Origin of the sequence: Nostoc sp. (assembly GCF_036917815.1) — a bacterium.
Taxonomy (GTDB): Bacteria; Cyanobacteriota; Cyanobacteriia; order Cyanobacteriales; family Nostocaceae; genus Nostoc.
This window is the reverse complement of record NZ_JBALEK010000083.1, coordinates 2,936-29,540: the sequence shown is the minus strand read 5'-3', so window position 1 is coordinate 29,540 and position 26,605 is coordinate 2,936. Positions and strand designations below refer to the sequence as shown.

The 26,605-nt window shown below is 43.1% G+C and carries 2 protein-coding genes and 1 pseudogene; all 3 read right to left on the bottom strand.

The genetic code is table 11. The annotated features are described in order from the left end of the window. Positions 1-93: 93 nt before the first annotated feature. Positions 94-694, bottom strand: a pseudogene (locus tag V7K97_RS25105) (IS66 family transposase); the annotation flags it as partial. A gap of 685 nt (positions 695-1,379) precedes the next feature. Continuing rightward, entirely contained in the window at positions 1,380-15,443 is a 14,064-nt protein-coding gene (locus tag V7K97_RS25100) for a non-ribosomal peptide synthase/polyketide synthase (RefSeq protein ID WP_334803699.1), read from the bottom strand. Then, positions 15,440-26,605, bottom strand: a complete 11,166-nt coding sequence (locus tag V7K97_RS25095; protein WP_334803698.1) for an amino acid adenylation domain-containing protein — start codon at positions 26,603-26,605, stop codon at positions 15,440-15,442. Before V7K97_RS25095 ends, V7K97_RS25100 begins: the two co-directional genes overlap by 4 nt.

Here is a 26,605-nt window from a genome sequence, read left to right as displayed (position 1 = left end):
ATCTGCTTAGTACTGTAGATTTTCATATCTGAAGTCTGTTTCTTTTCAACTCAACGTTGCTGAGTCTTTTCTTGATGCCTAGTCTAAACTCCAGTCATAAGGCATGTGTGCATAATTGTTTACCCATCCTAAGAACGCTTGTAATCTAACTCCTAAATCTTGCCCTGGAACGATATCTGGCGACCATGAGGCTGTTTGTACATTTCCACAACACTCACACACGCAGGTATGGCGTTGATATTCCACTATTTCAATGGGACGTTCTACTAATTGCGCTACAGACTGTTTTTCTATTTTTACTGCCACAGTCGCAAATGTTTTTTGACCGCAGTGAACACAATCTTCTGGACGTAAGATTTCATAACGATCTACTCTGCCAAAACCCTTACGCGTTTTTCCCTGATGCCCTGGTTGCCCGCCTGGTTTCCTTTTGGGATGATTCGATTCTCCGTCCAGGGATGCTTTTTTGTTTTCGCTCTTTTTTAGAATATCCCCAGATGGTGGTTTCGATGAGGTAGAACTATTCTATTTCTCGGCTGACTTTTAAACGTTCTACTTCTTGCTGTAGTTCTAAGATTGTTTTCTGTAACTCACATATTGCCTTGCCCTGCTCAATAATTATCTTTACCAGTTCTTCTTTTGATAACTGGTTCAAGCTTTCTCGGTCTAAATTTTGAGGCAGGTTTTGGTTCATATTTGTGATACTCTCCCTCAAGCGTCCCCTTTGTCAATACCCTGCCACCTGAATCCTTACCATTTCTTGAATAACTTATGCAAGACAAGAATCAAAGCAACTCCCCCTCAGCAGCCTCAAGCCCTTTAGAAAAGTTAACAACGAGTGCTGTTAACTTTATTAACAGTTTCTCTTAAAGCTTTAAACTATCAGAACGCGAACTACTAGTTCAAAAACAGTGGCTACATAATATGCAGACTAGTAAGCTTCTCAAAGAACAACAGGATTTCATCAATGAAGCTAATCAACAGATGCCTATACTGTTAACTTCCAAATCAAGATTAATAATTCTTGAAGCAATACTTGTCACTCGTGCTAGAAATGGACAACCTATAGATGATTTAGTGACAGCAATTGAAGTAGTCAGGAAGAACGTTCTTGAGATAGATATCCAGCCCAATCTCAATTTAGAAAAGGAGCAAAAAACTCAGCCTCAGAAAAGCAAGGATACACTAATTACCCATCGTCACCAATACGAGTTACCTGTTCTGAGCGAAGTTGGTGATTTAATCACTGATGCCCGAAACCTTATATTACTACCTCAGCCTCACGGCAGTTGCTTTACTGGCAGAGAAGTCAGAGCAGAGGAAACCTCCGCTTTGAACTTCGGGGGAAACCCCTGTGTACCCGTCACTGCCTCCCCAGTTCACCCAGCTTTGCTAAAGTTGGCAAAGAAAGCTTGGAGTAATTTATCATCTACTCGGGGCCAGCGAATGCCAGTATCTGCAAGTCCATTGAGGGTATTTTGGCAATCGAATTTTAAGCTAGATGCTGCTGTATTTGCCCTTGACTGTGAAGATGTATTGTCTCCAGCCAGCGATATAGCTGAATACAAGGCGTTATCAGTAGAAATTTGGGTATTGCGAAGTAGTTCAGCTTGCCAATCCTCATAGGACATCTGTTGCAGTGGGTAGCCAAAAGACTTGATGGAGTTAATAAATTGACTCCAAGGAGCAGAATGGGAATTAATTAGATGAAAGGCTTTGCCTAAAGATTCTGGCTGCTGCGATAGGCAGATTAAAGCTTTGGCGAGATAGTCTACAGGTGTAATTTCTACCATGCTGTTCATCTCTGGCGCACTTTTTAGTTGAATGCAGCTTTTGATGAATCTGTAAAACATGTCATTTAGATTCCAAACGCCGGTTTGACTATCCCATGTTATTCTACCAAGCCTGTAGATACTGCAAGGCAAACCGCGATCGCGTGCCATCATGACAATCTTTTCTGCCACCCATTTACTTTGGGTATAGCCAGCAAGAAGTCCTTGAGAGTGTTCCAGAGGATCGTTTTCTTGAACCACCTCTAATTTTAAATACTCATCTGAAGAGAAAACGCTAACAGTAGAGATGAAATGCACAGGCTTGATTTTGATTTGGCTAGCTAATCTCAAGACTTCCTCAGTGCCACGAACATTTGCTGCTTTTAACAAAGCGTATGGATAAACATGATTCACCAAAGCGCCATTATGGTAAATTGAGTCAATATTCCTAGCCATAAGGTGAAACTGCTCATCACCAAGACCCAGAAGCGGTTGAGATAAATCTCCTAATACTGGAATAATCCGCTCACTGAAAGATTCCTCCCAAAGTAAATAAGCTTTCAGGGTTTCTTGGAGGCGTTGTTTACCTGCGCTCAAGTTGGCAGCACGCACCAAACAATAAATATCTGCTTGAGTTTGTTGTAATAATTCCGCCAGCAAGAAAGCACCAACAAAGCCTGTTGCACCCGTGAGCAGAATAGCCTTTGGTTCACTTACAGGTTGATAAACTAAGTTAAGAGGCTTGATTGTCTCGTCTAGGACGACTTCAGCCTGTAAGTTGACGCTAGTAATTTCATTGGCACTGACAGTAGAATCTGTTCCAGGAGTAGATTCAATGGTTTGAGCCAGTTCAGCGATAGTTGGCGCAGTAAATAAGTGGCGCAACGGCAACTTCATCTGGAAAGTCTCATTTACCTGGGACATCACCCGAATTGTAGAGAGTGAATGACCTCCTAACTCAAAGAAATTATCCAGAACACCCACGTGTTCTAAATGCAGTACATTAGCCCAAATATCTGCCAATACTTTTTCTACAGGGGTACGTGGTGCTACAAAATTCACTGCCAACTGGGTATTATGGGAATCAGGAACAGGTAAGGCTTTGCGGTCTACCTTACCATTGGGAGTTAAAGGTAAACACTCTAACCTGACAAAAGCACTTGGCACCATATACTGTGGTAATTTTTCTTTTAAGAAAATGCGTAAGTCATTGGTAGTTGGTGTTTGCTCCAACTGCGGCACAAAATAAGCTACCAAGCGTTTCTCTCCTGGGATATCTTCTCTCGCCACTACCACATTTTCCCTAACTCCTGGATGGTGACTCAGTATTGCCTCAATTTCCCCTAACTCAATTCGGAAACCTCGGATTTTTATTTGATTGTCGATGCGCCCCAGGTATTCTATGTTTCCATCTGGCAGATAACGAGCCAAGTCCCCTGTTTTATATAATTTTGAATTTTGAATTTTGAATTTTGAATTTTTGAAGGGGTTGGGGATGAATTTTTCTTGTATTAACTCGCTTCGGTTGAGGTAGCCTCTTGCTAATCCTGCACCACCAATGTGTAACTCTCCTGTTACACCAATGGGTACTGGTTGTAAATACTTATCTAAAATGTAGATATGGGTATTGTCAATTGGACGACCAATGCTTGGTGATGTCTGATCTTGTTTCTTAGCAACTACCAGCCCAGAAGTTGTGACAACAGTATTCTCTGTTGGGCCATAATTATTCACTACTTGGAAGGGGACTGAGGCTGGTGGATACTGATTAAGCTTATCGCCTCCTGTCAGGACGTAACGCAAAGCTAAACTTTCCATAGTCCATTCTAAAGACAATAACTCCTGTATTATTGGTGTTGGCACAAAACTGATAGTAATCTGGTGTGATATCAACCAATCTCGTAGATTTACTGGCGAAGGGAGGATCTCAGATTTAACTAAGTAGAGACTTGCTCCTGCTGTTAGGTAAGGCCATAATTCCCATGCAGCCGCGTCAAATCCTGTTCCTGCTAGTTGGGTGGCTTTGTCACTTGAGGTGATTTTAAAAGTACGCTGATGCCATAACACCAGATTTAATAATCCTTTATGGGCAATCAGTACTCCCTTGGGTGTTCCTGTAGAACCGGAGGTATAAATCACATAAACCAAATTAGTTGCTTGTATTTCAGTGATTAGATTATCCTGATTTAACTGAGATATAAAGTGCCAATCAGTATTTAAACAAACAACCTGTGCCTGATGGTTTTGTAATTTCTCAACTAGATGCTGTTGGGTAAGTAGCACGGAAACTTGAGCGTCTTCGAGCATAAAACTCAGACGGTCTTGGGGATACTCAGGGTCAAGTGGTACGTAAGCCCCACCCGCCTTAAGAATTCCCAATAATCCCACCACCATTTCTAAAGAACGTTCTACACAAATACCCACTAGCACATCGGCTCCCACTCCCAAAGACTGCAAGTAATGCGCCAACTGGTTAGCACGACAATTCAACTCGCGGTACGTCAATTGTTGATTGTCAAACACCACCGCTATCGCATCTGGGGTACGGTCTACCTGCTCTTCAAACAACTGATGGATACATTTATCTTGGGGATAATCTACTTGAGTATCATTCCAGTCAACTAATAATTGTTGCTGCTCACTTACTGTAAGTATTGGTAATTGGGAAATACGCTCATTAGGATTTGCCACAATTGCTTCAAGCAGTGTCACAAAATGACCAGTCATGCGCTCAATGGTGCTGCGAGAAAACAAGTCAGTGTTGTATTCCCACCCTCCCACTAGTTTAGTGGTGGTGTTTTCCATTGATAAAGTTAAATCAAACTTTGCCGTGGAACTTTCTATTGGCAAGGAACTGACAGTTAACCCAGTCAACTCTATTTCAGACATCGGAGCGTTCTGGAGAGCAAACATCACCTGAAATAGTGGTGTATGACTCATGTCTCTTTCTGGCTGCAATGCTTCCACGAGCATTTCAAAGGGCAAATCTTGATGAGCGTAGGCGGACAGTGCCATTTCCCGGATACGCGGGAGTAATTCGTTAAAACTGGGATTAAGAGATAAGTCAGTCCGCATCACTAAAGTGTTGACAAAAAAGCCAATTAACCCTTCTATTTCGGTGCGATCGCGGTTAGCAATTGGTGTCCCCACCAAAATATCTTCTTGTCCTGTGTAGCGATAAAGCAGGGTATTATATGCAGCCAACAAAGTCATAAACAAAGTTACCCCTTGCTGTTGACTCAGTTTGGTCAGTTGTTGAGTTAACTCAACAGACAGGGCAAAGTCCATATTTGCGCCGTTGAAAGTCTGCACAGCAGGTCTGGGTCTGTCTGTGGGTAATGGCAAGAACATAGGTGCATTTGCCAATTGTTCTTTCCAGTAACTCAATTGGCTCTTCAGTACTTCCCCGACTAACCATTGTCTTTGCCATAAGGTAAAATCTGCGTACTGAATTGGTAGCGGCAATAGAGATAATGGTTGACCGATTGAATAAGCATTGTACAGTGCTTGTAACTCCAAGGCAAACACACCTATTGACCAGCCATCACTGACAACGTGGTGCATACACACTACTAACCACTGTTCAGTAGGAGATAGCACCACTAATGTTGCTCTGATTAATGCTTCTGACTCTAAGTCATAAGGAAGAAGCGCTTGTTGTTGGACTAATTTCTGTGCAGCAGATTTTTGTTCTATTAAAGGTAAATGCTGCAAGTCAACAATTGCAACTGACCAATTTGTTGCAGTTTGAATAATTTGAGAAGGTTTTCCATCAACAGTAACAAAGTTAGTGCGTAATGCTTCGTGGCGATGAATAATTTCAATTAAGCTTTGTTCTAATGCTGCAATATTCAGCGTTCCGACTAAACGCAAAGCTACAGGTATATTGTATGAGGCACTGTTCGGCTCCAACTGGTCTAAAAACCACAACCGTTGTTGCGCGAATGACAGTGGTATTTCTGCATTTTCTGCCCGTTTTAAAATGGGTGGTGCAGCAAGTTCTATATCTTGCTGCTGTAATTGCTCAACTGATTGCGCTAATTCGGCTACTGTCGCTCTAGCAAACAACTCACGTAATGGTAGTTCTAGTTTGAAACTGCTGCGGATGCGTGAAACCAGTTGCGTTGCTAGCAGTGAGTGTCCCCCAAGTTCAAAGAAATTATCATGAATACCCACTTGCTCTACTTTCAGAATTTGCGCCCAAAGGAGTGCAAGCATTTCCTCGATGGGTGTACGCGGGGCAACATATTTTTCTAGAAGTATGGTGTCTAATTCTGGTTTTGGCAGGGCGCGGCGGTCTACTTTGCCGTTGGGAGTCAGGGGTAATGATTCCAAAATCACAAAAGCATTTGGCATCATGTAATCTGGCAGTTTTGTTTTGAGGAACTGACGTATTTCGCCTATCTGAGGTTGGCAGTTCTGATGCGTTACGATGTAGGCGACTAAACGTTTATCTCCACGAGTATCTTCGCGGACAATGACACAAGATACCTGCACATCATTATGTTGGCTCAGGACTGCTTCAATTTCGCCCAACTCAATCCGTAAACCGCGTATTTTTACTTGGTTGTCGATGCGCCCTAAGTATTCAATATTGCCATCGCTTAAATAGCGTGCTTTATCCCCGGTTTTGTAGAGGCGTGAATGGGGATCAGAACTAAAAGGATTGAGGATGAATTTTTCTTGTGTTAACCCGGTGCGGTTAAGGTAATCCCTAGCTAGACCATCTCCCCCAATATAAATTTCTCCCGGTACACCAATGCCTACTGGTTGCAGTTGGGAATCTAACAAATAGATTTGTGTGTTGGAAATCGGTTGCCCGATGGGAATAGTTGTCGCGCCTTCTGGTACATCCCGCACCAAGTACCAGGAACTAAACGTTGTATTCTCTGTTGGCCCGTAAACATGGAGCAGTCGCTGCGGCGCACCATTGTTAAGTACTTCTTTCACCCATTTAGGATCGACAGCCTCGCCGCCAAATAGAAGATGCCGTAGTGAATTGAAAGCAGAAGGGACTTCTTGAGCAATTTGATTGAACAGAGCAGTTGTTAAGAATAACACACTGATACTTTGCGATCGCAAAAAGTCTGCAAAATCTGTTGGCGAAAGTACTAAATCTTTGCTTACACCTACCAACCGCGCTCCGTTCAGTAACGCTCCCCAAATTTCAAAGGTAGCAGCGTCAAAAGCGTGATTTGAAGCTTGTGCAATTACATCACTAGCAGAAATGCTAACATAGTTGGTTTCTTTGACTAAGCGAACTACACTTTGATGGACAATGCTCACACCTTTGGGTTGACCTGTAGAACCACTTGTGTACATTACATAAGCTAAGTTATCAGCTTTGACGGTGTTAGTCGGGTTCTGTTGTGTTTGTTGATTGATGATATCCCAGCTTGAGTCTAAGCAAATTACACTAGCTTTGCGATCGCCTAGCTTATTAACTAATTTCTCTTGAGTTAAGATGATTGATAGCTGAGTGTCTTCGAGCATGAAGCTCAATCGCTCTTGAGGATATTCTGGGTCAAGTGGCAGGTATGCACCACCAGCCTTGAGAATCCCCAATAGTCCCACAACCATTTCTAAGGAACGCTCTACACATATTCCCACCAGCACATCAGCTTTCACACCCAAAGAACGTAAGTAGTGCGCCAACTGGTTAGCACGGCTGTTCAATTCGCCGTATGTGAGATGTTGATTCTCGTACACCACTGCTACAGCATCGGGTGTAAGCTCTACCTGCTCCTCAAACAACTGATGAATAGATTTATCATGGGGATAATCCACCCGTGTATCATTCCACTCAACTAATAACTGATGTTGCTCAGTTGCTGTAAAGATTGGCAATTGCGAAATTTGCTCAGTAGGGTTAGAAACAATACCTTCAAGCAATGTCACAAAATGACCAGTCATGCGCTCAATTGTGATGCGAGAAAACAAGTCAGTATTGTATTCCCACCACCCAAAGAGTCCAGTGGCAGTGTTCTCCATTGATAAAGTTAAATCCAACTTTGCCGTAGAACTTTCTATTGGCAAGGAACTGACAGTTAACCCAGTCAACTCTATTTCGGACATCGGAGCGTTCTGGAGGACAAACATCACCTGAAATAATGATGTATGGCTAAGATCCCGTTCTGGCTGCAATGCTTCCACGAGCATTTCAAAGGGCAAATCTTGATGAGCGTAGGCGGACAGTGCGATTTCCCGAATACGCGGGAGTAATTCGTTAAAACTGGGATTAAGAGATAAATCAGTCCGCATCACTAAAATGTTGACAAAAAAGCCAATAAGTCCTTCTATTTCGGTGCGATCGCGGTTAGCAATTGGTGTCCCGACCAAAATATCTTCTTGTCCCGTGTAGCGATAAAGCAAGGTATTATATGCCGCTAACAAAGTCATAAACAAAGTCACCCCTTGCTGTTGACTCAGTTGCAACAACCGTTGAGTTAGTTCATCAGACAGGGCAAACTCCATATTTGCACCGTTGAAAGTCTGCACAGCAGGTCTAGGTCTGTCTGTGGGTAATGGCAAGAATGTGGGTGCATTTGCCAATTGTTGTTCCCAGTAACTCAATTGGTTTTCTAGTACCGAGCCTTGCAACCATTGTCTTTGCCAAATTGCAAAATCTGCGTACTGAATCGGCAGTGGCAACAGAGTAGGGTGTTGACCGATTGAATAAGCATTGTACAGTGCTTGTAACTCCTGGAAAAACACACCTATTGACCACCCATCACTGACAACGTGATGCATACACACTAATAACCACTGTTCCGTCTCGGACAGCACTACTAATGTCCCTCTGATTAATGCTTCTGACTCTAAGTCATAAGGAAGAAGCGCTTGCTGTTGGATTAATTTCTGTGCAGCAGTTTTTTGTTCTGTTAAAGGTAAATGCTTTAAGTCAACAACTGTAAATGTCCAATTCGTTTCTTGTTGAATGATTTGAGTAGCTTGTCCATCAACTGTAATAAAGTTGGTGCGTAAGGCTTCGTGACGATGAATAATTTCAACTAAGCTCTGTTCTAAGGCCGCTTGATTGAGGTTTCCTAATAGACGCAACCCGAAGGGGATGTTGTATATGGCACTGTTCGGCTCGAACTGGTCTAAAAACCACAACCGTTGTTGCGCGAATGACAGTGTTATTTCTGCATTGTTTGCCCGTCTTAAGATGGGTGGTGCGGCAAATTCTAAGTCTTGTTGCTGTAATTGCTGAATTAATGGCGCTAACTGGGCAATTGTTGGTGCAGCAAATAACTCACGCAATGGCAGTTCTACTTTCAAGCTGCTACGCACACGGGAGACGAGTTGCGTTGCGAGTAGCGAGTGTCCTCCCAAGGTAAAGAAGTTATCATGTCTGCCTACAAGCTCTACTTTCAGGACTTGTACCCAAATTTGTGCAAGGATTTCTTCAATTGGGTTACGTGGAGCTACATATCTCTCTCTTGATTCACTACTTGGCTCTGGTGCTGGTAAGGCGCGACGGTCTATTTTGCCGTTGGAGGTTAGAGGTAAAGATTCTAAGATGACGATCGCACTTGGTACCATGTATTCTGGTAGCTTGGATTTGAGAAAGCTACGCAGTTCTCTAACTGTGGGTGTCTGTTCTGGTTGCAGTACGATGTAGGAGACTAGGCGCTTCTCACCAGGAATGTCTTCGCGGACAATGACTACAGAGGTTTGCACATTTTGATGTTGGCTTAGTGCTACTTCGATTTCTCCCAATTCGATGCGGAATCCACGGATTTTTACTTGGTTGTCGATACGTCCCAGGTATTCGATATTACCATCTGGTAGATAACGAGCCAAATCTCCGGTTTTATAAAGGCGGGGACTGGGGATAAGGGGTAATGGGGATTGGGAACTGGGAACTGGAAATTGGGCTATTTTTCTCCTCCGCTCCCCTGCTCCCCTGCTCCTCTGCTCCCCTGCTCCCCTGCTTACACCGAAGGGGTTGGGGATGAATTTCTCTTGTGTTAACTCTCTCGCGTTGAGATAGCCTTTTGCTAATCCTGCACCACCAATATGCAATTCTCCTGGTACACCCACAGGTACTGGTTGTAAGTTTTGGTCGAGTATGTAAATTTGCGTATTGGAAATTGGGCGACCAATAGGCACAGTCTTCAAATTGCTCTCTGGTTGACATTCCCAGAAAGTGACATCAATTGCCGCTTCTGTCGGCCCGTAGAGATTATGCAATTGACACCCTAAAGAGGCAAAAAAGCGTTCCTGAAGTTCTTTTGGCAGTGCTTCGCCACTACAAATAACTCGCTTTAAGCTACTGCAATCTTTTAAACCTTGTTCTTCTAGAAAAATCTGGAACATCGAAGGGACAAAATGCAGTGTAGTGACTTGTTGTTCTAGTATTAGGTTGACCAAGTAACCACTATCTTTATGTCCACCTGGTTTAGCTACAACTAAACGCGCTCCAGTCAATAATGGCCAGAAAAACTCCCAAACGGAGACATCGAAGCTGAAAGGAGTTTTCTGTAAAACGCAGTCTATTTCTGTTAATTGATATGCTTGCTGCATCCATAGCAGGCGATTGCAAATCCCTAGATGCGTATTTATCGCTCCTTTAGGCTTCCCGGTGGAACCCGAAGTGTAAATTACATAAGCCAAGTTACTAGCTTGCACACCAGTGATTGGATTTTGCTGATTCGACTGGAGAATGATTTCCCAGTCGGTATCTAAGCAAACAACACGCGCTTGATGTTCAGGTAATTTCTTAACTAATTGCTGTTGACTCAGTAATACTGAAACTTGAGCGTCTTCGAGCATAAAGCTTAAACGGTCTTGGGGATACTCAGGGTCAAGTGGTACGTAAGCCCCACCCGCCTTGAGAATCCCAAGTAATCCCACCACCATCTCCAAAGAACGCTCGGCACATATCCCCACCAGCACATCGGCGGACACTCCCAAAGAACGTAAATAATGCGCCAACTGGTTAGCACGACAATTTAACTCGTGATACGTCAATTGTTGATTCTCAAACACCACTCCCACAGCATCGGGTGTACGCTCTACTTGCTCTTCAAATAACTGATGGATACATTTATCTATTGGATAATCTACGCTTGTATTATTCCACTCAACTAATAATTGCTGTTGCTCAGATGCTGTGAGCATTGGTAATTGAGAAATTCTCTCTTGGGGATTAGCAACAATAGCTTCAAGCAGTGTCACAAAATGATCAGTCATGCGCTCAATGGTGCTGCGAGAAAACAAGTCAGTGTTGTACTCCCACCACCCCACGAGTCCATTGTTAGTGTTTTCCATTCCCAAGGTAAGATCAAACTTGGCGATCGCACTTTCTATGGGCAAGTCACTGACACTTAACCCAGTTAACTCTATTTCAGATATAGACGCATTATTAAGAACAAACATCACCTGAAATAGTGGTGTATGACTCATGTCTCTTTCTGGCTGCAATGCTTCCACGAGCATTTCAAAGGGCAAATCTTGATGAGCATAGGCGGGTAATGCCATTTCCCGGATACGCGGGAGTAATTCGTTAAAGGTGGGATTAAGAGATAAATCAGTCCGCATCACTAAAGTGTTGACAAAAAAGCCAATTAACCCTTCTATTTCAGTGCGATCGCGGTTAGCAATTGGTGTCCCCACCAAAATATCTGTTTGTCCTGTGTAGCGATAAAGCAAGGTATTATATGCCGCTAACAAAGTCATGAACAAAGTCACCCCTTGCTCGTGACTCAGTTTTCTCAGTCGTTGAGTTAACTCGACAGACAGGGCAAACTCCATATTTGCGCCGTTGAAAGTTTGCACAGTAGGTCTTGGTCGGTCTGTAGGTAATGGCAAGAATGTGGGTGCATTCGCCAATTGTTGTTTCCAGTAACTCAATTGGCTCCTCAGTACTTCCCCGACTAACCATTGTCTTTGCCAGATAGCAAAATCTGCGTACTGAATTGGCAGTGGCAACAAAGGTGATGATTCACCTTGAGAATAAGTATTGTACAGTGCTTGTAACTCCTGGACAAACACACCCATTGACCAGCCATCACTGACAACGTGGTGCATACACACTACTAACCACTGTTCTGTCTCGGACAGTATCAGTAATGTCGCTCTGATTAATGCATCCGATGCTAAGTCAAAAGGAAGAAGCGCTTGTTGTTGGACTAATTTGTGTACAGTAATTTCTTGTTCGCTTGCTGGTAGATGTTGCAAGTTAACAACTGCAACTGACCAATTTGTTGCAGTTTGAATAATTTGAGTTGGTTTTCCATCAACAGTAACAAAGTTAGTACGTAATGCTTCGTGGCGATAAATAATTTCAATTAAGCTTTGTTCCAAGGCGGTAAAATTAAGAGATCCGACTAAGCGCAACCCGAAGGGAATGTTATATGAGGCACTGTTCGGCTCCAACTGGTCTAAAAACCACAACCGTTGTTGAGCATAAGACAGTGGTAAGTTTGCATTCTCTACCCGCTTTAAGATGGGTAGTGCTGACAGTTCTATATCTTGCTGCTGTAATTGCTGAATCAATAGCGCTAATTGGGAAATTGTTGGTGCTGCAAATAATGAACGCAATGGCAGTTCTACTTTCAAGCTGCTACGCACACGGGACACCAGTTGTGTTGCGAGTAGGGAATGTCCTCCTAGTTCAAAGAAGTTATCATGTCTGCCTACAAGCTCTACTTTCAGGACTTGTTGCCAAATTAGTGCCAATATTTCTTCAATTGGGGTGCGGGGAGCGACATATTTCTCTAGTAATTCACTACTTGGCTCTGGTGCTGGTAGGGCGCGACGGTTGACTTTGCCACTAGGGGTCAACGGTAAGGACTCCAAGGTGACGATCGCACTTGGTACCATGTATTCTGGTAGCTTGGATTTGAGGAATTGCCGCAGTTGGTTTACTGTGGGTGTCTGCTCTGGTTGGGGTACTATGTAAGCGACTAGGCGTTTATCCCCTGGGGTATCTTCGCGGACGATCGCACAATTGGCTTGTAGAAGCTCATATTGGCTCATTACGGCTTCGATTTCTCCCAATTCGATGCGGAAGCCGCGTATTTTTACTTGGTTATCAATTCGTCCCAAGTATTCAATGTTGCCATTTGGTAAATATCGTGCCTTATCCCCTGTTTTGTATAATCTACTTTCTTGTGACTTCTCAAACGGATTGAGAATGAATTTTGCTTGTGTTAATTCGTTTCGGTTGAGGTAGCCTCTTGCTAAGGAAACACCACCGATGTGCAGTTCCCCTGGTACACCCACAGGTACAGGCTGTAAATACTTATCCAGGATGTAGATTTGCGTGTTGGCAATGGGACGGCCAATTGGAGGAAGTGGCGGCCAAGTGTTTACTGAATTAGTTAGAGTAAAAGTGACGACCACATGGCTCTCCGATGGCCCGTAATGATTGTGCAGAGTACAATCACTTAGCTGACTCAGCCACTTGGAAATGGCAGGAGTAATCTGTAACTGTTCCCCAGCAGTAATGATTTCCTTCAGATTACTAGTAACTAATTCACTACTAACAGCTACCTCCGCTAGTTGCTGTAAAGCAACAAAAGGAACAAACAATCTTTCAACAGCTTGTTCTTGGAGTAAATTTAATAAAGCCAACGGTTCTCGGCGCAATTCCTCCCCAATCAACAGCAATGTGCCTCCAGAAAACCAGGTAGAGAACATTTCTTGAAAGGAGACATCAAAGCTGACAGGAGCAAATTGCAGAGTTTTTACTCCACTAGAAGAAATTGGCGAATTTTGCAGTTGCCACAGTAGGAGATTGCAAAGAGCAAGCTGATTTATGGCTACACCCTTTGGTTGACCCGTAGAACCAGAGGTGTAAATCACGTAACCCAAGTTATTCTCTTGCACGCCAGAGATAAGATTCTGCTGACTCAACTGGGAAATGGGTTGCCAGTCGGTGTCTAAGTAGACGACACGCGCCTGATGCTCAGGTAATTTCTCAACTAATTGTTGTTGGGTAAGCAGTACTGACACAGCCGCATCTTCTAACATGAACCGCAAACGGTCTTGGGGATATTCTGGGTCAAGTGGTACATAAGCGCCACCTGCTTTGAGAATTCCCAGTATTCCTACTAGCATTTCTAGGGAGCGATCTACACATATCCCCACTAATACATCTGGTTTTACACCCAAGGACTGCAAGTAATGCGCCAATTGATTAGCACGACAATTTAACTCGTGATATGTCAGTTCTTGATTCTCAAACACCACCGCCACTGCATCGGGTGTACGTTCTACCTGCGCCTCAAACAACTTATGGATACATTTATCTTGGGGATAATCGACCTGGGTATCATTCCACTCAACTAATAACTGTTGCTGCTCAGATTCTGTTAGCATTGGCAACTGGGAAATTCGTTGCTGAGGATTAGTAGCGATCGCCTCAAGCATTGTTCTAAAATGACCCAGCATCCGGCTAATCGTCCCATCTTCAAACCGACCAGTATCGTACATCACCCTCAGCGACAACTGTTCACCAGGGGAAACTAAAACCGTCATCGGATAATTTGTTTGTTCAATCCACCTAAAATTCGAGAGGGAAAAATCGCTATTGCCTTGTAGAACAGCAGTATCAACAGGATAATTTTCAAAAACAACAATACTCTCAAATAAAGATGTACCCCTGGGAACATCACTCAACCCCTGAATCTCTACCAATGAGCTATAGGAAAATTGCTCAGAATCCAGTTGTTGCGCCTGTAAATCCTTCAACAAACCCAGCAATTGAGTCTTCTCGGAGATTTGCACCCGCACTGGTAGAGTATTGATAAATAACCCCACTATCGACTCTACACCAACAAGTTCAGGCGGACGACCAGAGACAGTTGCACCAAAAACCACATCTGTTTCTTGGCTGTAGCGAGACAGCAACAATCCCCAAGTCGCCTGCACCAAATTACTCATCGTCAATTGATGCTGTCTGACAAAAGACATCACGGCTGCTGTCGCTGGTACAGTTAACTGAATTTGTTGTTCACTGTAGCCCGAATGCTGCTCGCGCATTGACAATGGTTTATCCACAGTCAAAGGAGTTGGTGTAGTAAAACCTTGGAGTTTTTGTCGCCAAAATTCTTGAGCTAAATCTCGATCTTGTTGCTGTAACCAAGCAATATAGTTGCGGTAGTTGACAGTTCCGATATTAGATAAACTTTCACTCTGAGAAATAGCTTGATAAAACTCCAACAGGTCTTTGAAAACCAAAGGTGACGACCAGCCATCAAGTAATAAATGATGATGACACCAAACAAACTGATAAGTATTCCTATCCAACTGGATTAGATGTAGACGCATCAATGGCGCTTGCGACACTTGGAAACCCTGTTGTCGCTCCGAATCCAGAAAAGTCTCTAATTGCTGTTGCTGCTCTTGTGTAGATAACTCCTGCCAGTCATAAGTTTCGACTGTCACCTGAACCTGTCGATACACCACTTGAACTGGCCGACTTAAAGACTCCCAAAGGAAAGCTGTGCGGAAGACCGGATGTCGAGCTACCACTTGCTGCCAAGCTTGCTCAAAGGTTTTTACATCTAGGTTTCCCGTCAAAATGCAAGTTATCTGCTCAAAATATACGCCTGAGTCTGGAGCATACAAACTTTCAAACAGCATCCCCTCTTGCATCGGAGATAAGGGATAAATATCTTCAATATTTTGTCGGTTAGTTTTGTTAAGTTCTAATTTCATAAATTTTGAAATATCTGATCGAGTTCTAGTTGGTTAAGGTTAACTAACGGGAAATCTGTAGGCGTATAACCTGCATTTTCCAGTGATAAACAATGAGCAATGAGCTTCTGCAACGTTTCGACAAATTCTTGGGCAATATTCTCAATCGTTTCGTGATGATGGATATTGCTGCTGTATGTCCAATCTATTTGCAGTTTTTCGTTGATAATGATGGCATTAATATCTATCAAACAGTGGCGCTGACCTTGTAAACTCTCGCTGTTTCCGCTAGGCTCATTAGCTATTTGCATCAGAGAGGATGTATTCATAACTTGAGCAAATTGTCCCAAATAATTGAAACTAATTTCTGCTTGGGGAATTTCCTCTAGTTGGGCGCTAATTTCTGCATCAACATTTAAATAACGCAATAAGCCATAGCCAATGCCTTTATTAGGAATTTCACGTAATTGTTCCTTGACAGATTTTAATGCAGTACCCAGATTATCTATATTTCCCAGTTCCACAATCACCGGGAAAATCGTTGTAAACCAACCAACGGTGCGTGATAAGTCTACACCATCGATAATCTCTTCCCGCCCATGACCTTCTAAGTTGAATAACACTGAATCAGAGTTAGTCCATCCACTCAACACCAACGCTAAAGCAGTTAGCAAGATATCGTTAATTTGTGTTTTGTAAGCTTTCGGGACATCTTGCAAAAGGGAAAGGGTTTCGACTTCATCTAATAATACTGATATTGTCCTAGCCGATGCAGTTGTGTTTATTCCTTGTGCATAGTCTACTGGGATGGAGTCAACTTCATCGTAAGATGCACTCAACCAATAATCTAGTTCTGATTTCAATACTTCTGCCACAGCATATTCTGTCAATTGTCGCGCCCAATCTTTGAAGGATGTGGTTTTGGTAGGTAGTTGAATGGTTTTGCCTTGACTTAGTTGCTGGTAAGCTGTCTGCAAATCTTCTAACAATATCCGCCAGGAAACACCGTCTACTACGAGGTGGTGAATTATTATGAGTAATCGCGCTTTTTTATCAATACCTAGCCAGAACAATGCTACTTGCACGAGATTTTCTGACAGATTTAAACTCGCCTGTAATTCATTATCTGTGGTTTCAATGACAGTTTCTATCTCAGTTTCTGGAACTGTCGATAAGTCAAAATGGGGGATAGTAATATTATCGGTTGGGGCGGCATGAATCTGCTGCCATATTGTATCTGTTTGGGTGAATCTTAGCCTTAGAGCATCATGATGTTTTAGTAATTGCTGCCATACTTGCTCTAATATTTCTAAGTTGAGGTCTGAGGGTACGGTGAGGAGAAATGATTGATTGAAGTGGTGTTTCTCTGGTAATTTCTGCTCGAAAAACCAGTGTTGAATTGGTGTTAGAGGTAATGTCCCTGTGACTAATCCTTGTTCAATTGAGAGTGCTTTTGTTGTGCCTACGACTGTGGCTAATTGGGCGATGGTTTGATTGGCAAATAGTTGTTTGACTGTCAGTTTTATTCCGGCAACTTTTGCTCTGCTGATGATTTGAATGCTGAGGATGGAATCTCCTCCTAGTTCAAAAAAGTTATCGTGTATGCCTATTTGCTCTACTCTTAATACTTGCGCCCAAATTTGAGCTAGTTTTTCTTCAATGGGGGTGCGTGGTGCTATTAGGCTGCTTTCTATTCCTGTGCGTGCTTCTGGTGCTGGTAGGGCGCGACGGTCTATTTTGCCGTTGGGGGTTAGGGGTAGGGATTCTAGAGTGACGATCGCACTTGGTATCATGTATTCTGGTAGCTTTTCTTTAAGGAAACTACGCAGAACGCTTACTGTGGGTGTTATCTGTGGCTGCGGTACTACATAAGCGACTAGGCGTTTATTTCCGGGAATGTCTTCGCGGATGATGACCACAGATGTTTGCACATCACTATGTTGGCTTAGTGCTGCTTCAATTTCTCCCAATTCGATGCGGAATCCCCGGATTTTTACTTGGTTGTCGATACGTCCCAGATATTCGATATTACCATCTGGTAGATAACGTGCTAAGTCCCCTGTTTTATATAATTTTGAATTTTGAATTTTGAATTTTGAATTGTTGAAGGGGTTGGGGATAAATTTTTCTTGTGTTAACTCGCTTCGGTTAAGGTATCCTTTTGCTAATCCTGCACCACCTATATGCAGTTCTCCCGGTACACCTACAGGTACTGGTTGTAAGTTTTGGTCGAGTACGTATATCTGAGTATTGTCAATTGGGCGACCAATGGGGACAAGTTGTGGATAAATCTCACGCTGACAATTCCAGAAAGTTGCATCAATACAAGCCTCTGTTGGCCCGTAGAGATTATGTAAATTTACATCTAGCTTACTTAATAAGCCTTCTTGGAGAGTAACGGGTAAGACTTCACCGCCACAGAAAACATGTTTCAGGGAGTGACAAGTTTCGATTCCTCCCTGTTCTAAAAGCATTTGCAGTAAAGATGGAACAAGTTGAACAGTAGTTACCTGCTGCTGGGCAATTAACCTTAAGAGATAAGCACTGTCAGTATGACCTCCTGGTTCAGCTATTAACAACTGTCCACCTGCTAACAATGGAGCGTAGAATTCCCAAACTGAGGCATCAAAGCCAAAGGGAGTTTTTTGCAGTACTTTGTCTTTTTCAGTCAGGGGGAATGTTGCTTGCATCCAGAAAGTATGGTTGCAAAGGTTACTGTGAGATAACATTACCCCCTTTGGTTGACCAGTAGAGCCAGAAGTATAAATCACATAAGCTAAGTTACTAGTTTGCACCTCAGCAATTGGATTCTCCTGGCTAGACTTAGCGATCGCAAACCAGTCTTTATCTAAGTGGACTACACGCGCTTGATGTTGAGGTAATTTCTCAACTAGATGCTGTTGAGTAAGCAAGACTGAAACTTGAGCGTCTGCAAGCATGAAAGTCAAACGGTCTTGGGGATACTCAGGGTCAAGTGGTACATAAGCCCCACCCGCCTTGAGAATCCCAAGTAATCCCACGACCATCTCTAAAGAACGCTCCACACATATCCCCACTAGCAAATCAGCTTCCACACCCAAAGGCCGCAAATAATGCGCCAACTGGTTAGCACGACAATTCAATTCGTGGTACGTCAATTGTTGATTCTCAAACACCACTGCCACTGCATCTGGCGTGCGCTCTACCTGCTCCTCAAATAACTGATGGATACATTTATCTTGGGGATAATCTACTTGAGTATCATTCCACTCAATTAATAATTGCTGTTGCTCAAATGCTGTGAGAATTGGTAATTGCGAAATGCGCTCTTGGGGATTAGCAACAATAGCTTCAAGCAGTGTCACAAAATGACCAGTCATTCGTTTGATAGTGCTGCTATCAAACAAGTCTGTGTTGTATTCCCACCCTCCCACTAGTCCAGTGGTAGTGCTTTCCATTGATAAAGTTAAATCAAACTTAGCGATCGCACTTTCTATTTGCAATGAACTGACAGTTAACCCACTCAACTCTATTTCAGTTATAGGCGCATTATTAAGAACAAACATCACCTGAAATAGTGGTGTATAACTGAGATCCCGTTCTGGCTGTAATGCTTCCACCAACATTTCAAAGGGCAAATCTTGATGTGCGTAGGCTCCGAAAGCCATTTCTCTCAGGCGCGGGAGTAATTCGTTAAAACTAGGATTTTCAGATAAATCAGTCCGCATCACTAAAGTGTTGACAAAAAAGCCAATAAGTCCTTCTATCTCGGTGCGATCGCGGTTTGCAATTGGTGTCCCCACCAAAATATCTGTTTGTCCTGTATAGCGGTAAAGCAGGGTATTATATGCTGCCAACAAAGTCATAAACAAAGTCACCCCTTGCTGTTGACTTAACTGCAACAACCGTTGAGTTAGTTCACTAGACAAAGCAAACTCTTGATATGCGCCATTGAAAGTCTGTACAGCAGGTCTAGGTCTATCTGTGGGTAATAGCAAGAACGTGGGTGCGTTTGCCAATTGTTGTTCCCAGTAACTCAACTGGTTTTGTAGTACCTCCCCTTTCAACCATTGTCTTTGCCAAATTGCGAAATCTGCATACTGAATCGGCAGTGGTAATAAGGGTGAAAGTTCACCTTGAGAATAAGCGTTGTACAGTGCTTGTAACTCCTGGACAAACACACCTCTTGACCAGCCATCACTGACAATGTGGTGCATACAGATTAATAACCACTGTTCTGTCTGGGACAAAACTATTAATGTTGCTCTGATTAATGCTTCTGAGGCTAAGTCAAAAGGCTCAAATGCTTGTTGTTTAACTAATTTCTGTGCAGCTATTTCTTGTTCTGTTAAGGGTAAATGCTGCAAGTCAACAACTGATAGTGTCCAAGGTATATTTTCCTGTTCCCTGCAATTGTGAATGATTTGAGCAGCTTGTCCATCAACTGTGATGAAGTTAGTGCGTAATGCTTCGTGGCGATGAATAATTTCAATTAAGCTTTGTTGTAGCGCGTCAACATTCACACTTCCGACTAAACGCAACCCAAACGGGATATTATATGAGGCACTGTTCGGCTCGAACTGGTCTAAAAACCACAAACGCTGTTGAGCATAAGACAGTGGTATTTCTGCATTTTCTGCCCTTGGTAATATGGGTGGTGCGGCAAGTTCTAAGTCTTGTAGCTGTAACCGTTGAATGTTATATGATAGTTCAGCAATTGTTGGTGCAGCAAATAGCGATCGCAATGGCAGTTCTACTTTCAAGCTACTACGCACACGGGAAATAAGTTGCGTTGCTAATAGTGAGTGTCCCCCTAGCTCAAAAAAGTTATCATGTCTGCCTACAAGCTCTACTTTTAAGACTTGTTGCCAAATCAGTGACAGTATTTCTTCAATGGGGTTGCGTGGGGCGACATATTTCTCTAATAATTCGCTACTTGGCTCTGGTGCTGGTAGAGCGCGACGGTCTATTTTGCCATTGGGGGTTAGGGGTAAAGACTCCAGGATTACTATTGCCGAAGGAACCATGTAGTCTGGTAACTTTTTCTTAAGGTCGCTACGTAGCTCGCTAATTACGAGTGTTACTTGTGGCTGCGGTACAATGTAGGCAACTAGGCGCTTATCACCCGGAGTATCTTCACGGGCTATGACATAAGATGCTTGCACATGGGGATGTTGGCTTAGTGCTGCTTCGATTTCTCCCAACTCAATGCGGAATCCCCGGATTTTTACTTGGTTATCGATACGCCCCAGGTATTCTATATTTCCATCTGGTAAATAACGAGCCAAGTCCCCAGTTTTATATAATTTTGAATTGTTAAAGGGATTGGGAATGAATTTTTCTTGTGTTAATTCTGGTCGGTTCAAGTAGCCTCTTGCTAATCCTGCACCACCGATATGTAACTCTCCTGGTACACCTACGGGTACTGGTTGTAAGTTTTGGTCAAGTATGTAGATTTGCGTATTGGAAATTGGGCGACCAATAGAAATCAAGCTCTCACTAGATTCGAGTTGACATACCGATGACCAAATAGTAGTTTCTGTTGGCCCATAAAGGTTCCAGAAAGAAGCGCTCCTGGCAAGCAGTTCATTAACTAAATCCCAAGGTAAAGCTTCACCACCGCAAAGTATTTTTAGATCGCTAAATTGGTAGTTGGAGTCTAAAAGCAATCTCCAAGTAGCTGGAGTTGCTTGCATAATTGTTGCTTTAAACTTAACTAGCAAGTCAAATAATTCTCTTCCATCAAGGGTCACGTCACGACGGGCTATGACCACAGACGCACCTACAGTTATAGGCAGAAAAATTTCTAAAGCAGCAATATCAAAGGAAATTGTAGTGATTGCAAGCAGTGTATCTTGTTTTGTTATTCCTGGGCGCTGCTGCATGGCAGATAGGAAATTGCTCACAGCACTATGTGAGATTTGCACACCTTTGGGCTGACCTGTAGAACCGGAAGTATAAATCACATAAGCTAAGTTACTAGCTTGGATATCAGTGATGGGATTTTCTTGAGTCAACTGAGAAATCAACTGCCAATTAGTATCCAAGCTTATAAGCTGCGCTTGACACTGGGGTAATTTCTCAACTAGATGCTGTTGACTCAGCAGCACTGAGACTTGAGCATCTTCCAAGATAAAGCTCAGACGCTCTTGGGGATATTCTGGGTCAAGTGGTACATAAGCCCCACCCGCCTTGAGAATACCAAGTAATCCCACGATCATCTCCAAAGAGCGCTCCACACAAATCCCCACCAGCACGTCGGCTCCCACTCCCAAAGACTGCAAGTAATGTGCCAACTGGTTAGCACGACAATTCAACTCGTGGTACGTCAATTGTTGATTCTCAAACACCACTGCCACAGCATCAGGTGTACGTTGAACTTGCTCCTCAAACAACTGATGGATACATTTATCCTGGGGATAATCTACTGCTGTATCATTCCACTCAACTAATAACTGCTGTTGCTCAGATGCTGTGAGCATTGGCAATTGGGAAATACGCTCATTAGGATTCGCCACAACTGCCTCAAGCAGGGTCACAAAATGACCAGTCATCCGTTCGATAGTGCTGCTATCAAACAAGTCAGTGTTGTACTCCCACCACCCAAACAGTCCACCGGGAGTGTTTTCCATTGATAAAGTTAAGTCAAACTTTGCCGTAGTGATTCCTATTGGCAAGCCACTGACACTTAACCCAGTCAACTCTATTTCAGACATGGGGGCGTTCAGGAGAACGAACATCACTTGGAACAATGGTGTATGGCTGAGATCCCGTTCTGGCTGCAATGCTTCCACCAACATCTCAAAGGGCAAATCTTGATGAGCATAGGCGGATAATGCCATTTCCCGGATACGTGGGAGTAATTCGTTAAAGGTGTGATCGCCTGAAACTTGAGTTCGCATCACTAAAGTATTGATAAAAAAGCCAATAAGTGATTCTAGCTCAGTGCGATCGCGGTAAGCAATTGGTGTCCCCACCAAAATATCTTCTTGTCCCGTGTAGCGGTAAAGTAGGGTATTATAAGCCGCCAACAACGTCATAAACATAGTTACACCTTGCTGTTGACTCAGTTTTTCCAACTGTTGGGTCAACTCAACAGACAGCATAAACACATGATATGAGCCATTGAACGTCTGCACAGCAGGTCTTGGTCTATCTGTGGGTAGTGGCAAGAATGTGGGTGCATTTGCCAACTGTTTTTCCCAGTAACTCAACTGGTTTTGTAGTACTTCTCCAACTAACCATTGTCTTTGCCAAATCGCAAAATCTGCGTACTGAATTGGTAGTGGTAACAGGGGTGATGGTTGACTTTGAGAATAAGCATTATACAGTGCTTCTAACTCCTGGACAAACACACCTATTGACCAGCCATCACAGACAGTATGGTGCATACACACTGATAACCAATGTTCTGTAGGAGACAGCACCACCAATATCGCTTTGATTAATGCATCATGAGCTAAGTCAAAAGGCTCAATTCCTTGTTGTTCCAGTAATTTCTGTGCAGCCGTTTTTTGTTCTGTTACTTCTGCTGAGGCAGAGGCTTCGCTCAGTACAAGTGTTGATAAATGCTGCAAATCAACTACTGTTACTGTCCAATTCGTTACCGTTTGAATTATTTGTAAAGGCTTTCCATCAACAGTAACAAAGTTGGTGCGTAATACTTCATGGCGATGAATAATTTCAATTAAGCTTTGTTCTAAAGCTGCAACATTAAGAGTTCCTACTAAACGCAAACCTATGGATAGATTGTATGAGGCACTGTTCAACTCTAACTGGTCTAAAAACCACAAACGCTGTTGAGCAAATGACAGTGGTATTTCTGCATTTTCTACCCGCTTTAAAACAGGTGGTGCTGACAGTTCTATATCTTGCTGCTGTAACTGCTGAATCAATGGTGCTAACTGGGCAATTGTTGCTGCTGCAAATAATGAACGCAATGGTATTTCTACTTTCAATTTGGTACGCACACGGGAGATGAATTGCGTTCCTAGTAAGGAGTGTCCTCCTAGTTCAAAGAAGTCATCATCTCTGCCTACAAGCTCTACTTTCAGGACTTGTTGCCAAATTTGTGCAAGGATTTCTTCAATTGGGTTACGTGGAGCTACATATTTCTCTCTTGATTCACTACTTGGCTCTGGTGCTGGTAGAGCGCGACGATCTATTTTGCCGTTGGGGGTTACGGGTAAAGCTTCTAAGATGACGATCGCACTTGGTACCATGTGTTCTGGTAGCTTTTCTTTGAGGAAGCTACGCAGAACGCTAATTGTAGGTGTCACCTGTAGCTGCGGTATTATGTAGGCTACTAGGCGCTTGTCACCCCTGTTATCTTCACGGGCTATGACACATGATGCTTGCACATGGGGATGTTGGCTCAGTACTGTCTCAATTTCTCCCAACTCAATGCGGAATCCCCGGATTTTTACTTGGTTGTCGATGCGTCCCAAGTATTCGATGTTGCCATCTGGTAAATAACGTGCTAAGTCCCCTGTTTTATATAATTTTGAATTTTGAATTTTGAATTTTGAATTGTTGAAAGGGTTGGGGATAAATTTTTCTTGTGTTAATTCTCTTGCGTTGAGATAGCCTCGCGCTAATCCTGCACCACCAATGTGCAGTTCTCCTGGTACACCCACAGGTACTGGTTGTAAGTTTTGGTCAAGTATGTATATCTGAGTATTGTCAATTGGACGACCGATGGAAATTTTTTGATCTAGTGGAGTGCATTTGGCGATCGCTGCACAAACACTCGCTTCTGTCGGGCCGTAGGCGTTGAAAAAGTTTCTTCCTTTTGACCATTGTTGCATCAGTTCCAGGGAACAGGCTTCTCCAGCGACAACGATCGCTTGCAATGTTAGCAGTTCTTCTTGTGGCAGGACTGCTAGGGCTGATGGTGGTAGGGTGACATGGGTAATGGCATCATTCTTTAATCGCTCAATTAAAGGCATACCCGGCATGAGATCCGCTTTTGTTCCTAAGTAAAGTCTTGCCCCCGATCCCAAAGCCATCAAGATTTCTGATATGCAAGCATCAAAACTGAAGGAGGCAAACTGGAGAACTCGACTATCACCATCCAAACCGAAAGCCTGAATTTGAGCTTGAGCTAGATTGCACAATCCACTATGCTCAACCATTACCCCTTTGGGTTTGCCTGTGGAGCCGGATGTGTAAATCACATTCGCTAGATGAGTAGGCGTTACTACCTCAATCGGGTTATTCTGTTTGTTTTGCAGAATTTCTGACCAGACTTCATCTAAACAAATCAGTTTTGCCTGAGACTGGGGTAGTCGCTCAACGAGTCGCTGTTGACTGAGTAATACTGGAACTTGAGCATCTTCAAGCATGAACTTAAGACGGTCTTGGGGATATTCTGGGTCAAGTGGTACGTAGGCTCCACCCGCCTTGAGAATCCCCAATAGTCCCACCAGCATCTCTAAAGAACGCTCCACACAAATCCCCACCAGCACGTCGGCTCCCACTCCCAAAGACTGCAAGTAATGTGCCAACTGGTTAGCACGACAATTCAACTCGTGGTACGTCAATTGTTGATTCTCAAACACCACTGCCACAGCATCAGGTGTACGTTGAACTTGCTCCTCAAACAACTGATGGATACATTTATCCTGGGGATAATCTACTGCTGTATCATTCCACTCAACTAATAACTGCTGTTGCTCAGATTGTGTGAGCATTGGTAATTGGTCAATTCGTTGCTGGGGATTTGCCACAATTGCTTCGAGCAAAGTTACAAAATGCCCCATCATCCGCGCGATCGCATTGTCATCAAATAAGTCAGTGTTGTAATTCCATGTACCTTTGAGTGAGGCTGGCTCCTCAAGAATAGTTAAGGTTATATCAAAGGCGGCTCCTTTAGACTCTGAAATTATTGATTCCAAAATCAAACCATCAATATCTATACTCTGGTGAGAGCGATCGCAGATGAAGGCTACCTGATAGAGTGGCGAAAAACTGGGGTTGCGGACAGGTTGCAGTTGCTCTACCAACAGGGGAAAGGGATAATCTTGATGATCTTGGGCATTTAACACACAAGAGCGCGATCGCCTAAGCAACTCTTCAAAGGTCGGTTTTCCTGAAAGGTCTCCTCGCAAGACCACAGGATTAGTAAAGTGACCCACAATATTTTCAAATTCTGAACGGTTCCGATTCTCCATTGGAGAGCCAATTAAAATATCTTCTTGATTGGTATAACGTAGTAATAGTATTTGTAATGCTGTTAATAAAAGGATATACAGAGACGCACCTTCTCTGTTCGCCAATTCTGTGAGCAATTGCCGCAGTTCTTCTTCAATAGTAAAAAAGCGGGAAGCGCCGTTATAGGTTTGGATTTGAGGTCTTGGTCGATCTGTTGGCAAATTTAGCAATGGCAACTCACCAGATAGTTGTTGCTGCCAGTAAGTCCACAAACTTTCTCCATCTGAACTAGCGAGCATTTGCTCTGACCACTTGACGTAATCTTGATATTGATAGTTCTGTGTTGATAGTTGGGCTGCTTCACCTTTTGCGTAGGCGTAGCCCGTCGTAGACATCGCTTTATACAAAGCGCAAAGTTCACTGATCATGATTTCTAAAGAACAGAAATCTCCCACTATCTGATGTAGCGTGATTAAGAGAATATGTTCTTTTGTTGCTAATTTATCAGTTTTAATGTGGTTAATTAATAAATCAAAGCGCAATATCGGGCCTTGTTCTAAGTCGAAGGGGCGATCGCTTTTTTCTGAGAGCCAGTTGTTTACATCATCTTGGCTAAGGGCGAAAGCGTCTTGGATGCTAAAGTCAACTTGCTGATTTTTGTGAACTCTTTGCACTGGTTCGCCGTCAATGATTGCAAAGGTAGTCCTTAAAACTGGATGCCTTTCAAATAAAGCTTGTGCTGCTTGCTTTAGGGCGGGAATATCTAAATTTGTAACTAATTTTGCTGTATATGTGACGTTGTAAGCAGTACTGCTGGGTGCTAATTGATATGAAAACCAGAGTGCCTTTTGACCGTGAGATAACGGATAATTTGCAGCCTGCTCGGTACTCTGGGATAAAATTTGGATAATTTTTGGTTCAGATTGCTTAATTTTCTCCAATAACTCAGGGGTTAGTGAATGGTCAGGCGATCGATAGCGCAGTTTGTCTTCATCAACCCACAGTTCAATATTCTTTGCTAAAAGATTTTCTAGAAGCTCTATTAGATTCAT

Bases quoted from the DNA above. Each gene is read 5' to 3' on its own strand.
- V7K97_RS25095 (WP_334803698.1), bottom strand. From the start codon at position 26,605: ATGAATCTAATAGAGCTTCTAGAAAATCTTTTAGCAAAGAATATTGAA.
- V7K97_RS25100 (WP_334803699.1), bottom strand. From the start codon at position 15,443: ATGAAATTAGAACTTAACAAAACTAACCGACAAAATATTGAAGATATT.